General features: G+C 63.5%; 9 protein-coding genes. 4 read left to right on the top strand and 5 right to left on the bottom strand.

What is annotated here, in order from left to right:
* Positions 1–75: 75 nt before the first annotated feature.
* Positions 76–1,059 (top strand): TRAP transporter substrate-binding protein, encoded by a 984-nt coding sequence (locus FXB38_RS39445; RefSeq protein WP_246230507.1) that lies wholly within the window; start codon positions 76–78, stop codon positions 1,057–1,059.
* Between the two features lie 16 nt (positions 1,060–1,075).
* Positions 1,076–3,103 (top strand): methyl-accepting chemotaxis protein, encoded by a 2,028-nt coding sequence (locus FXB38_RS39440; RefSeq protein WP_148756299.1) that lies wholly within the window; start codon positions 1,076–1,078, stop codon positions 3,101–3,103.
* 49 nt (positions 3,104–3,152) lie between these two features.
* On the opposite strand, the gene FXB38_RS39435 is transcribed toward FXB38_RS39440, so the two are convergent.
* The 4 genes from FXB38_RS39435 to FXB38_RS39420 form a co-directional block, all read right to left on the bottom strand.
* Complete coding sequence (locus FXB38_RS39435; RefSeq protein ID WP_148756298.1) at positions 3,153–4,019, bottom strand: carbohydrate ABC transporter permease; 867 nt, start codon at positions 4,017–4,019, stop codon at positions 3,153–3,155.
* A complete protein-coding gene (locus FXB38_RS39430; protein ID WP_148756297.1) occupies positions 4,016–4,888 on the bottom strand; it encodes a carbohydrate ABC transporter permease in 873 nt (290 codons plus the stop codon). The genes FXB38_RS39435 and FXB38_RS39430 overlap by 4 nt, the downstream gene beginning before the upstream one ends.
* A 175-nt stretch (positions 4,889–5,063) precedes the next feature.
* Positions 5,064–6,449, bottom strand: coding sequence for an ABC transporter substrate-binding protein (locus FXB38_RS39425; RefSeq protein ID WP_148756296.1), 1,386 nt, complete (start codon positions 6,447–6,449; stop codon positions 5,064–5,066).
* Between the two features lie 365 nt (positions 6,450–6,814).
* The gene (locus tag FXB38_RS39420; protein ID WP_148756295.1) at positions 6,815–7,834 is read right to left on the bottom strand and encodes a LysR family transcriptional regulator; all 1,020 of its coding nucleotides are present in this window, start codon (positions 7,832–7,834) and stop codon (positions 6,815–6,817) included.
* A gap of 80 nt (positions 7,835–7,914) precedes the next feature.
* Between FXB38_RS39420 and FXB38_RS39415 the strand changes: the two genes are divergently transcribed.
* Positions 7,915–8,988 (top strand): 4-oxalomesaconate tautomerase, encoded by a 1,074-nt coding sequence (locus tag FXB38_RS39415; RefSeq protein WP_148756294.1) that lies wholly within the window; start codon positions 7,915–7,917, stop codon positions 8,986–8,988.
* A gap of 85 nt (positions 8,989–9,073) precedes the next feature.
* Complete coding sequence (gene dctA / locus FXB38_RS39410; protein WP_148756293.1) at positions 9,074–10,456, top strand: C4-dicarboxylate transporter DctA; 1,383 nt, start codon at positions 9,074–9,076, stop codon at positions 10,454–10,456.
* Positions 10,457–10,470: 14 nt separating this feature from the next.
* Here dctA and FXB38_RS39405 read toward each other — a convergent pair whose 3' ends face one another.
* The gene (locus FXB38_RS39405) at positions 10,471–12,360 is read right to left on the bottom strand and encodes an AsmA family protein (RefSeq protein WP_148756300.1); all 1,890 of its coding nucleotides are present in this window, start codon (positions 12,358–12,360) and stop codon (positions 10,471–10,473) included.
* Positions 12,361–12,550: the final 190 nt, after the last annotated feature.

Here is a 12,550-nt window from a genome sequence, read left to right as displayed (position 1 = left end):
CTTGGGTTCCAGATGACTAGGTTAACAATTCATATAGCTAATCTGGTTATCGTCGCCTCGCTTGGGGAGAGGGCGATGAAGCGGCTTTATATTGGTGTGGCCAGCACTGCGCTGGCATTGTTTTGTGTTGCCGTTCGGCCGTCGGCTGGCGCGACGCAGATGGTGTCGCTGCTGTACAACGGCGCGCCGCAGTCGCCGCAGCAAATTGGCTCGGACGAATTTCGCCGCAAGCTCGTCGAGATAGCGCCGGGCCGCATCATCCTCGATGAACGTGGTGGCATCACGCTGGGCAGCGAGACAGCGATCCTTGCCGCAATGCGCAGTGGCGTCGTCGACATGGCGACGTTGTCTGGCTCGGTGGTCAGCTCCGCCGTGCCGGAATTCGGCGTATTCGACGTGCCGTTTCTGTTCCGCGATGCTGCGCAAGCCAAGTCGGTCGCGGAAGGGCCGGTCGGGGCTCTCTTCGCCAAGCATTTCGCCGACAAGGGGTTGGTCCTGCTCGCGATCGGCAAGCAGGGCTTTCGCAACGTCACCAATTCGAAGCGGCCGATTCATTCTCCCGCGGACCTCCAGGGATTGAAGATTCGGGTCCTGCCGAACGACGTCTATCAGATGACCTTCAAGGCGCTGGGCGCCGAGGTCGTGCCGATGGAGTTCACGCAGGTGTATTCCGCATTGAAGGACGGCCGAATCGACGGGCAGGAAAACCCGATCATGACGATCGCCACCAGCCATCTCGACGAGGTGCAGAAGTACGCCAGCCTGACCGGACATTTCTTCGCGCCCATCGCCTTCGTCGCCAATCGCGATGTGTTCCAGGCCCTCAAGCCTGCCGACCAGGCGGCCATCGTTGCTGCAGCCAAGGCCGGTGCGGAAGCGACCTGGCAGAGCGGCGTCGCGGACGAGACGAAGAAGCTCGAGGAGCTGCGCAAAGGCGGCATGGAGATCATCGAAAAGGTCGATCGCCAGCCCTTCATCGATGCCGTTAAGCCCTTGGAGCCTGAATTCGAGAAGCGCTTCGGCAAGGATCTGCTCGCCCGGATCCGGGCTACGCCGTAATCTTCCAGGAAACATCATGAACCTGTCATTGCTTCTGTCGCGCATCGGCGTCCGCCCACGCATCTTCGGCGGCTTCGCGCTGGTTCTGGGTTTCCTCTGCGTATTGGCGCTGCTCGCCGTGCTGCGGCTGGCTGAGATCGGTGGCACCGTCGGCGAGCTCGTCACCAGCGCCGACGGCGATGCCGGCATGGCGAAGGTGCACGCCGCGCTGCTCTCGGCGAACGTCAACGTCGAGAAATTCATCCGGACGCGCAATCTCGGTGACCGCGATAGCGCAATGAAGGCGATCGACGGCTTTGGCGCGACGTTTGATCAGGTCGATCAGCAATTTTCTCGTCTGCCGGCGATTGCCTCCGGCCGAGGTGCCCTGGTGGATGCGCTTGGAACCTATCGAAAATCCTTCACGGCGGTCGCCGGCGCTGTCGATCGTCTGCGCAATGCGAGCACCAAGGCCGAGGCGCTTGGCGCTTCGGCTGGCCTCGACGTCGGTGCGATCAATGCGACGCTCGCCAACCAGCCCGACCGCCTGCTCCAGCCGCTGCGTCTGGCTGGCACGGTGGATGCGATGCGCGTCGCGGTGCTGCGTTTTACCATGACTCAGGTCCATGGCGATGCTGATGATGCTGCGCTGACGGCCGGCTATGTGTTGACCGCGATTGCCGACAGCGAGGCTGAGATCGCCGAGGTCGAGGCGCCGCGATTGAAGAGCCTGATTGCAGCCTTGAAGAAGGTCATTGCCGACCAATCGGCGACGTTGACGGAACTTTCGGCGGCGATGGGCGAGCTGCGCAAGGCGCAAGCCGACCTCATCAAATCCAGCAGTGCAATCGACGCCAAGGCCGCCGAGATCAGCAAGGCCCTCGGTGCGATGCGCACCGAGCAGAGCCGGCTGACGGCGGAATCGGTCGATCATACGCGCAATCTCGTGTTCACCGTCGCCGCGTCCGCGCTCGCCTTGGGCGCATTGCTGGCCTGGCTGATCGGGCGCAGCGTGTCGCGGCCGATCGGCCAGATGACCTTGCGCATGCAGAGCCTCGCGGCGGGCGAGCTCGATGAGGCAATCCCGGGTGGCGAGCGCGGCGACGAAATTGGCCGCATGGCTGAAGCGGTCGAAGTGTTCCGCCAGAACGCGCAGACTGTCCGGCGGATGGAGCAGGGCACTGCCGCGCAGCGCGCCGCAGCCGAGACGGAACGTGCGTCGATGATGGCTCAGCTTGCCGATCGCTTCGATAGCGGCATGGAGGGCGTTATTGGTGGCGTCTCGAGCCGCGCCGAGGAGATGGGGCATAGCGCCCAGAGTCTCGCCCGCGTCGCCGAGCGCGGCCGCTCGCTCGCCGAGCAGGTCGCCGCGACGTCGGCCCAGGCGTCCTCGAATGTGCAGACCGTTGCGGCCGCGACCCATCAACTCGCTGCCTCGATCAGGGAGATTTCGAGCCAGGTCGCGCGCTCCGTATCGGTCTCGGACAAGGCCAAAGAGGAAGCGTCCCGCACCGAGGCGCTGATGCGCGCGCTGTCGGATTCCGCCGAGCGGATCGGGACGGTGGTTCAGCTGATCCAGGCGATCGCGAGCCAGACCAATCTCCTGGCTCTCAATGCCACGATCGAGTCGGCGCGCGCCGGCGATGCAGGCAAGGGCTTCGCCGTCGTCGCAAACGAGGTGAAGAGCCTTGCAACCCAGACCGCGCGCGCCACCGAGGAGATCGCGGGGCTCGTCGCCGAGATTCAGGGCTCGACCGGACAGTCCGTCGCCGCGATCGGTCAGATCGGAAAAACCATCTCCGAGATGACGGAGATCGCGACAACGATCGCCTCCGCCGTCGAGGAGCAGGGGGCCGCGACCAACGAGATCGCTCGCAATGTCGAGCAGGCGGCGAATGGCACCGCGGCGGTGACCGACCAGGTCGGCGCGGTCCGCACCGTGGCGGGAGAGACCGATGCCGGCGCCGAAGCTACGCTTTCAGCGGCCTCGGCATTGCAGGATCAGGCGCGCTCGCTCAAGAAAGCTGTCGCGGAGTTTCTGCAGACGGTGCGCAAGGCGGCCTGAGGGCCCTGCGCGCTGCCGTCCTTCGTCAGGTGCAGCGCGCAACCGATGTTCAGGACTTCACGGCGCCCGCCGTCAGCCCGCCCACCATGTAGCGGCGGAAGGCGTAATAGACCGCGGCCGGCGGCAGCGCGTAAATGAAGCCGGTGGTCATCAGCAGCTCCCAGGGCGAGTCGTCGGCGGCGAGGAAGTTGCCGAGTGCGACGGGAAGCGTGATCTCGCGGTCGTTCGAGAGCAGCAGGAATGCGTAGAGATATTCGTTCCAGGCGAGCAGCACCGCATAGGTGCCGATCGCGACCAGCGAGGGCATCATCAGCGGCAGATAGACCAGGCGGAAGATCTGCAGCGTGGTGGCGCCGTCCATCACCGCGGCCTCATCCAGCTCGACCGGCAGCTTGTCGGAGGCCTGCTTCAGCACCCAGATCGCGTAGGGGCTGGCGATCGTCACCATCGCCAGGATCAACGCCCAGTGGTTGTTGAGCAGGCCGTAATTGCCCATGGTCCGGTACATCGGCACCGCAAGGAACGCTGCCGGAATGAAATAGGTGAACAGCGCGAGGTTCAGCACCATGCGTCCGCCCGGCACCTTCAGCCGCGAGATCGAGAATGCCGCAGCCGTGGCGATGACCAGCGTCAGCGCGCCGACCGCCGCCGCGATCACCAACGAATTCCAGAACTGGACGTAGAAGTCGCGCAGGAAGTAATGCTGCTGCTTGAACACGATTTCGAAGTTGTGCAGCGTCGGATGGTCCGGCCACAGCTTGCCCGAGAACGCGTCCTCCTTCGGGGAAATCGCGAACAGGAACATGTGGTAGATCGGGATCATCGTCCACAGGAAGACGGGAATGCCGATCAGCAAGAGCCGCGCTTCGGTCGCGACGTCGCGCCAGGAAAATTCGCTTACGCCGGGGAGCTTCATCGCGACAACCGTTTCATCATGAAGTACACGAGCGGCAGGACGAACGGCATCGCGCAGACGATGGAGGCCATCGCGAGCGAAAGCTGGTCGAGCCGGAGATAGCGGATACCGAGCGTCGACAGCACATGCGTGAGGTCGGCAGGTCCCCCACCGGTGAGCAGATAGACGCTGTTGAAATCGCCGAGCGTCCAGATCATCGAGAGCAGCGTGCAGGTGATGTAGAGCGTCTGCATCGACGGCCAGGTGATGAAGCGGAATTTCTGCCACCAGCTCGCGCCGTCGACTTCGGCGGCCTCGAACAGGTCGTGCGCGATCGCAAGCCGTCCGGTGATCAGGATCAGCGTCCAGAACGGCAGCGACTTCCAGATGTGGACAGCGATCGCCATGCTCAGCGCCACGGTCGGATCGTTCAGCCAGTTCGGGCCGTCGTCGCCTGTCAAGGTGAAGATCAAGTGGTTGACCATGCCCCATTCGGGATTGAGCATGAAGCGCACCGAAAGGATGGTCGGGATCGACGGCACCGCCCAGGGCAGGATGAAGATCACCGAGAGCCATTTGATCCAGGTGCGCTGCTGGGCGAAGAACCCGGACAGGAACAGCGCGATCAGCATCTTGATGTTGATACCGATGACCAGGAAGATCAGCGTGTTGACCGCGGCGCGCGCGAAAATCGGGTCGTTATAGAGCGCGACATAGTTCGACGGGGCCCGCGCCAGCCACAGCCCGTAGCAGACGGGATAGACCACGAAGGCGAGGAAAACGAGCAGATAGGGCGCGAGCAGCACGATGCCCCAGACCTGCGCCGGGGTCAGCCGCGGCGACAGGGGCGGAGCGGGGATCGACTGATCGCGAGAGAGCGTGATCGCCATTCTTCTAGGACTCTTCTTGAACCTTAAACCTCTCCCCGCTTGCGGGGAGAGGTCGGATCGCTCTCGGGCGATCCGGGTGAGGGGGTACAGGACTCACCGCAAGCGCGACTCGCGGATAGAGCCCCTCACCCCGACCCTCTCCCCGTGAAGAACGCGGAGAGGGAGGGGATCGAACTTAGCCCGCAACCTGCTTGATGCGGGCGATCAGTTCGTCGACGGCCTTGTCGACCGGGACCTTCTCGCTGACGACCCGGTTCATCGCCTTGGCCCAGACGTTCTCGTTGTTGAGGATCGTGAACTTCCAGTTTTTGGTGAAGTCGAACGGTGCGGTGCCGCCGGTGAACTGAGCGTAGACCGCCTTGCGGTGCTTATCGGCCTGCCAGAACGGGCTCGCCTGGCTTTCCTTCGTCACCGGGAACCAGCGGCCGAGCGCGCCCTCGATATAGGGGCGGACGTTGTCTTCCTGCAGCAGGAAGCTGATGAACTGCTTGGCCTCGGCCTTGTTCTTGGCCGCGGTGAAGATCAGCCCGGTCTTGACGTCGGAGCGGTAGCGGATGGTCGAACCGTCCGGGGCCTTCGGGAAGGACGCCGTGATGATGTCCTGCTCATAGGCCTTCTTGCCGGCCTCGCGCTGCTCAGGCGTTAGAGCCTGGTTCTGGGAGTCCTCGTACCACTTTGCCGCGATCGAAATCGTGAAGTTGTGGGTCATCACGATCGTCTTGTTGTGGAAGGCGACGTTGTTGTCCGGGTCCTTCCAGGTCGTGGAGGACGGCGGGGTGCAACCCTTGATGTAGGTGTCGGTGTAGTCCTTCAGCGCGTGAATCAGGCCGTCGCGGACCTTGGGATCGTCGACCAGCAACTTGCCGTCGTCGTCGACGAGCTTGACGTGGTAGGCGTCCATGAAGGTGTAGAACGATTGGAAGGCGTCGGTGGATTCCACGCCCATCGGCTGTCCGACAGCATAGATGCGCTGGCCGGTGGCTTTGCGGATGCCCGGCTGCACCTTGTCGCACCAGAACGTCCAATAGCCCGCCCAGTCGGTCGGGATGTCGCTCTGCTTGAAGCCGGCCTTCTCGAGCATGTCGTTCCAGATCTGGACGTGCATGCTCTGCTGCTTCAGCGGGAAGCCGTAATAGGCCTTCTTCTTGGTGACGTCGTTATAGAGGATCGAGGCGTCCAGCGTGTTCTGCACGAACCGGCTCTTGATCGGCTCCATCACGTCGGTCAGGTCCTCGAGCTTGCCCTCATAGGCCCACTTGCCCTGCGCCTGCACGTCATAGGAATCGGAATAGGCGACATCGGGCACGGTGCCGGCGTCGAGTGCGGCGACCGTCTTCGGAATCATGTCCTGGATCGCGTACTGCGACAATTCGACCTTGATGCCGGTCTTGGCTTCGAACTTCTTGATCGTATCGAGCAGCGCGTCGTCTTCGGAGCGATAGAAGCCCTTGCCCCACCACACCGTAATCGTCTTTTGCTGCGCAAATGCGGGTGCAGCGGCTGCAAACAGCCCGGCCGCAGCGACCGCCAGTGATACTGCGCCAATTACCTTGAATTTCACGTTTTTCTCCCTCAAGCCGCCGGTGTTTTAACCGGTCGGATAAAACACTAGCGCATGGTCGCTATCCGATCTAGCGGCTTCTTGTCAGACATAGGTCGTGGGCTGAGGGCTGTGAAGATGCTTTAATCCCGCATCGATCTAAACGCTGCATCAATTCGTGGCAATCAATTCGCCTCGTGCGCGCTTGCCTCGCCCCACCATCCGCCACACCACACGCCGGATTGCTGAAAGATCGGCTGTTGTAAGCGGTGTGAGGACCGAACGCAATGCAAGCGGCCGCGCCGCCGTGCTCTGGCGGAAATCCAGAAATCCTTTGAGAACACGACAGGGGGCAGGAACAGTCCGGCACCGCGACGGGCGAGTTGTCAGCGTTTCCGCTTCAGGCCCATCGAAGCAGCATTCGAGCTTGCCCCGGCGGATGGGGGGCGCGGCCTGCCTTGCCCGCTCGTTCGCAGGGGTGAGCGCCATGCCTCGAGAAGCATTTTCAGAAGTTGGCTTGCATGCGGAGATAGCGTTGCTCCGCGCCTGCGCACGATTCCGATCGTCCGCGATACCTCCGGCTCGATCAACCGAATGGTGTGAATGATCGGATGGCCGGGCGCTGGCGTCGCGAGCCTCGGTAGCACAGCAACGCCCAGCCCCGCTTCGACCAAGCCAAGCGAACCGGAGAGGTGAGCGACTTCGTAGGTCCAGTTGAGCTGCAAGCCGTGCCGCGCCATCGCATTGTCGATCAACGCGCGATTGCCGCTGTTGCGACCCACCGTGATGACACGGTGCGGCACAATCTCCGACCAGCTCACCTGTTTGCGCGATGCCAATGGATGGTCATGGCGGCAGGCCAGCACGAAAGGGTCTTCGACCAGTTTCTCGAATTCAATTTCGGCATGCGAAGCGCCAATGAAATTGATGCCGAAGTCGGCTTCTCCGCGCGCGACCGCTTCCAATCCTTCATTGGCGCCGATGTCGAGAATCCGGACGCGAATGCGCGGATATGCTTCGGCGAACCGGCCGATCGCCCGCGGCAGGAAATAGAATACCGCTGTGGGCACCGCAGCCACCGAGACCAAACCTGAACTTCGCGCGCCGATATCCTGGATCGCCAGCACCGAGGTTTCGAACTCGTCGATGAGGCGGCGCACTTTCGGCAGGAAGTCGCGGCCCGTCATGGTGAGATTGACGTGGCGCGTGGACCGCTCGAGCAACGGCGCGCCCAGGCTTTCCTCCAGCTTCTGAATGCGTCGGCTCAGCGCCGGCTGAGACAGGTTCAGCGCCTTCGCTGTTCGGACGAAGCTGCCCATCTCCGCGACGGTGATGAACGCCTTCAGGTCGAGAAGTTCGGCATTCATGGCTGGGCTCCCGTTATGTTGATAATCGGAATAATACATCAAATCTTTGCATTTTACAAAAGAGTGGGATCGCGGGATCGTGGGGCCGAGCGAAAATGTCGCCCGAAGGAAGCGCCCCGATGAACGATCAGATTGCTATTCCCTGCGTGGTGATGCGCGGGGGTACCTCGCGCGGGCCGTTCTTTCTGGCCAGCGACCTTCCGGCCGAACCCACGCTGCGCGATGCGATCCTGCTGTCCGTCATGGGAGGGGGACACGATCTTGGAATCGACGGCATCGGCGGTGGCAACGCCGTTATCAACAAGGTCGCGATCGTCGGACCGGCATCGGTAGCGGGTGCGGATGTCGACTACCTCTTCGCCCAGGTGCGGGTCCGTGAGGGGATCGTAGATACCGCGCCGAACTGCGGGAATATGCTGGCGGCGGTGGGGCCGTTCGCAATTGAAGCCGGCCTGGTCGCCGCTGCCGCGGATCGCACTCACGTGCGCATCCATAATGTCAACACCGGCAAACTGATCGATGCGACGGTTGCCACTCCCGGCGGCAGGGTGACCTACGAAGGCGAGGCGCGGATCGACGGTGTACCGGGAACGGCCGCGCCCATAGAATTGTCGTTCCCCAACGCGGCCGGCGCACGCACCGGTCGCCTGCTGCCGACAGGACGTCCGATCGATCGCCTCGAAGGGATCGACGTCACCTGTATCGACGCAGCCATGCCCGTCATGCTTGTCCGCGCGGCCGATCTGGGATGGACCGGCCGCGAGGCACCCTCGGCTTTCGCCGAGGGCGGCTTCCGCGCGCGGCTCGAGAGCTTGCGCATCGAGGCTGGCCGCCGGATGGGTTTTCCGGATCCCGCGTCAATGGTGATTCCGAAACCGATTCTGATTGCGACCGCGGTCGAGGCGACGTTGAACACCCGGTACTTCATGCCGCACGACTGCCATAGCGCGCTGGCGGTGACCGGCGCTGTCGCGATCGCGACTGCGTGTGTGACGCCCGGAACGATCGCCGCGGAAATGGTCGGACTGCTGGCGCCGCCCGTGACGATCACGCTTGCCCATCCTTCCGGCCAACTCGCGGTTCGGTTGGAGCCCGGCCCGGTTGCCCGGGTGCAGCGGACAGCCCGGCGAATTTTCGAGGGCCACGTCTTCGCCCGCCGATCGCACGAGCCCCATCCAGTCCTGGCGGCCTGAAGCCTGGCCGCCTCCGAAGCCATCAAGAAAAATCAGAGCCAAGAATCAATCAGAGCCATGAATCAGAGCCACGGGAGAAACGAGAATGCAGAAGGAAGCGCTGGCCGGGCACCCAACCACTGAGGTGCGAAAGCCATTCTACCGGATTCTCTATGTCCAGGTGCTGATCGGTCTCACGCTCGGTATCCTCACCGGCCATTTCTGGCCCGAATTCGGTGCCGCGCTAAAACCCTTCGGAGACGGCTTCGTAAAGCTGGTCAAGATGATGATCGCGCCGATCGTGTTCTGCACCATCGTGAGCGGCATCAGCAGCATCAGCGATTCCCGCGACATCGGCCGCACGCTGATGAAGTCGATGGCGCTGTTTTACTTGCTGACCGGGCTCGCATTGCTGGCTGGCCTGACCGCCGTGTCGCTGATCCAGCCGGGCGAGGGGATGCATGTCTCCGTCAGCACGCTGGATCCAACGGTGGCGGCGAAATTCAGCAAGCAGGCGGGGGCGTCCGGATTTGCCGATTTCGTGCTGCACATCATCCCGCATTCATTCTTCGGCGCCTTCGCCGATGGTGAAGTGCTGCCGGTGCTGCTGGTCTCGGTGCTGATCGCCTTCGGCCTTGGCCGTGCCGGCGACAGCGGTGCTGCGGTGACAAAGGCCATCGACTCGTTCTCACAGGTGCTGTTTGTGTCCTTCGGCTTCATCATGAAGCTTGCCCCGCTCGGCGCTTTTGGAGCGATGGCGTTCACGGTCGGCCGCTACGGCATCCGTTCGATCGGCTCGCTCGGACTGCTGATCCTGACCTTCTATGTCGCCTGCTCTGTCTTCGTGGTCGTCGTGCTCGGCACGCTGGCGCGGCTGAACGGCTTCAGCCTGTGGAAGACCATCCGCTACTTCAAGGAGGAGCTGCTGATCGTGCTCGGCACATCGTCCTCCGAGCCGGCCTTGCCCGGCGCGCTGCGCAAGCTGGAGCAGCTGGGTTGCCGGAAAGGCGTGTCAGGGCTCGTATTGCCGATGGGCTACTCTTTCAATCTGGACGGTAGCGCCATTTATCTCACGCTGGCGTCCATGTTCATCGCCCAGGCCTGCGACATTCACCTGTCCTGGGGACAGATCGCGGCGATGCTCGGCCTGATGCTGTTGACGTCCAAAGGGGCCGCGGGTGTTACCGGCAGCGGCTTCGTCGCGCTGGTCGCGACGCTTACCGTGATGCCGGATCTGCCGGTGACCGGCGTCGCACTGTTGGTGGGCATCGACCGCTTCATGTCGGAAGCGCGGGCGTTGACGAGCATGATCAGCAACTGTGTCGCAGCCATCACCATTTCGCTCTGGGAGGACGCATGTGACCGCGAGGTGCTGGCCCGTGAGCTGGGACAGAGTGGCGCTCACGAAGCGGCAGCGGGATCGAATGGCGTGGCAGCAGTTGCACGAGAGGACAAGAACTGGATTTCAGCGACGCAATCGGCAGCTTGACGCTGCCTTTCACGCTAGTTGGACTTCGCGCCCTCTTTGGCGTTCTCCGCCGTCGGCGAGCCCTCCGGCGCCTGTCGCTTTCCGCCGGTGATGCGCTGCTTCAGCAGGTCGAGGAAAGGAGACGCCGCAGGCGACTGGCGGATCAGGGCCTCGGGATCTGGGAAGATCAGCGGATCGTCCCAGGGACCCTGCACCATGAAGGGCAGTTGAAAGCCGGACGTTGTGTTGAGGCTCGCCACGCCCTTCATGTCGTATTCGCGCGTCGGCACCGATGCGGTGCCGGTCAGCGTGATCTTCGCCGAAGGTCCCTCGATCCGGATGTCCTCGGCGGTGGCGATCCCGTCGGCGAATTTCACGGCAATGGTGAGATTGTCAAACGGCGTCGAGCCGTTGCGGAAATTGCCGCCGCCGGACAATGGCCGGCGCTCGAGCCGCTTCAAGAGCTGCTCGGCATTGAAGCCTGCAATCGCGCCGTCGTGGCCGGTCACGGTGGCGGTGCCGTCGAGCGACTGCACCAGGCCGAACGGGCTCGAGCCGGAAGCGAGCAGCGACACGTTGATATTGCCGCGGCCGGACAGCTTGTTGAGGCCGAACAGTTCGGAGGCGCAGGCCTGGAGGTCGACGTCGGTGAACTGGAATTGCGCCTTGATGTCGGCGACCGTGTCGGAGCGCGAGATGCCGAACGAGCCCTTGGCGATGCCGCCATAGACCTGGGCCTCGCCGACCGAGAGCGCCAGCGTGCCGTTGCGCAAGTTCGCGCCGATCGCGGTGCGGCCGAGCTTCGTGGGGCCGACCGTCAGCTTGGCGGCCGACAGGCGCATATCGAGGTCGGTGGTCGAGAGGCCATTAAGGTCGAACAGCTGCCTGTTCCAGTCGCGCGCGCCGCTCGCGAGCAGGCGGAAGGTGGAGATATAGGGCGTCAGGTCCAGCGCGTCGGCGGCGAGCGTCGCCTGCAGCGTCTGCCGGCCGTTATTGGCGTAGGTGATCACGCCTTCGGCGGTGTTGCCGTCGAGCTCGACATTGACATTCGTCAGCGCGATCGAGGCGCCGACGACATTGGCGCGCGCCTTCAGCGCGAAGCGGCCGAAGCCGCCGCTGCCGGGCTGCGGCTGGCCGGTCCAGCGCAACGCGTTGCGCAAGGAGGGGCTGTCGATGGTGAGCGTGCCCTCCATCATCGGGCTGGTGCGGTTGGCGACGCTGCCGTCGAAGGCGAGCTTGAGCGGTGCGCTGGCGATCCGCGCCTTCAAGCCCGAACGGTCGCCGGAGAGGGCCGCGACGAAATCGGCAATGCTGATGGAGCCGTCGACGCGCTCGCCGCGCCAGTCGAATTGTCCAGTCGCGGCAAAGGAGCGCGAGATCGAGGGCCAAGCTAGCGACAGGTCGATATCCTCGAACTTCTCGATGGCGTTGGTGGCAACGTCCTCGTAATTGAGCACGCCGTCCTGGATCCTGATCTCGGAGAACGAGACCTGGTTGTCGGCGCCGGGCTTCATCGTCCGGGCGATGGTCTGGATAAAGGGTGTCCAGTTGCTCTCGCCGTCCCGCTTCAGGCGGACATGGATGTGCGGCCGCAGCAGCGTCAGGTCGGCGATCTCGAACCGTTGCAGCAATAGCGGCAAGAGCCTGAGATTGGCGGTGAGCACGTCGACATGGAGCGCGGGGTCGGCGGTGCCGCCGCCCTTCAGGCCGACGTCATGGAAGGAGATGTAGCTTGCCGGCAGCACGAAAATGTCGATGTTGCCTGCCACGCTGAGCTCGAGCCCGGTGACGTCGCGGATCTGCGCTTCCACTGCCTTGCGCAGCGCGTCGCGGTTGATGAGCCAGGAGGTCGCGAGCAGGGCGATCAGCGCGAGGCCGAGCAGCGCCGCGATCGGCGTCCCGAGGCGCTTCATTCCTTGGGCCATGGTCAATGGCGTGTCCTGATCGGGTTGGTCGCTGGAGCCAGAAGGGCGGAGCGGGAAACCTGCGCGCCCCCACGCCCAACCCCCGCAACTTGATGGGTTTTCTTGTCGCTTTCAAGGCCGCGGGCGGGTCTGCCCACGGCGTGGGCAGCTTCTACCACCGGCTCTCCGAACGGAGAACCCCGTATCATTG

The sequence above is a fragment of the Bradyrhizobium cytisi genome, assembly GCF_008123515.1.
Lineage (GTDB): Bacteria > Pseudomonadota > Alphaproteobacteria > Rhizobiales > Xanthobacteraceae > Bradyrhizobium > Bradyrhizobium cytisi.
This window is presented reverse-complemented; position numbering and strand designations above follow the sequence as displayed.

Excerpts from the sequence above, each read along its gene's own strand:
- FXB38_RS39405 (WP_148756300.1), bottom strand. The coding sequence starts at position 12,360 with ATGGCCCAAGGAATGAAGCGCCTCGGGACGCCGATCGCGGCGCTGCTC.
- FXB38_RS39445 (WP_246230507.1), top strand. The coding sequence starts at position 76 with ATGAAGCGGCTTTATATTGGTGTGGCCAGCACTGCGCTGGCATTGTTT.
- dctA (WP_148756293.1), top strand. The coding sequence starts at position 9,074 with ATGCAGAAGGAAGCGCTGGCCGGGCACCCAACCACTGAGGTGCGAAAG.
- FXB38_RS39420 (WP_148756295.1), bottom strand. The coding sequence starts at position 7,834 with ATGTATTATTCCGATTATCAACATAACGGGAGCCCAGCCATGAATGCC.
- FXB38_RS39430 (WP_148756297.1), bottom strand. The coding sequence starts at position 4,888 with ATGGCGATCACGCTCTCTCGCGATCAGTCGATCCCCGCTCCGCCCCTG.
- FXB38_RS39435 (WP_148756298.1), bottom strand. The coding sequence starts at position 4,019 with ATGAAGCTCCCCGGCGTAAGCGAATTTTCCTGGCGCGACGTCGCGACC.
- FXB38_RS39415 (WP_148756294.1), top strand. The coding sequence starts at position 7,915 with ATGAACGATCAGATTGCTATTCCCTGCGTGGTGATGCGCGGGGGTACC.
- FXB38_RS39440 (WP_148756299.1), top strand. The coding sequence starts at position 1,076 with ATGAACCTGTCATTGCTTCTGTCGCGCATCGGCGTCCGCCCACGCATC.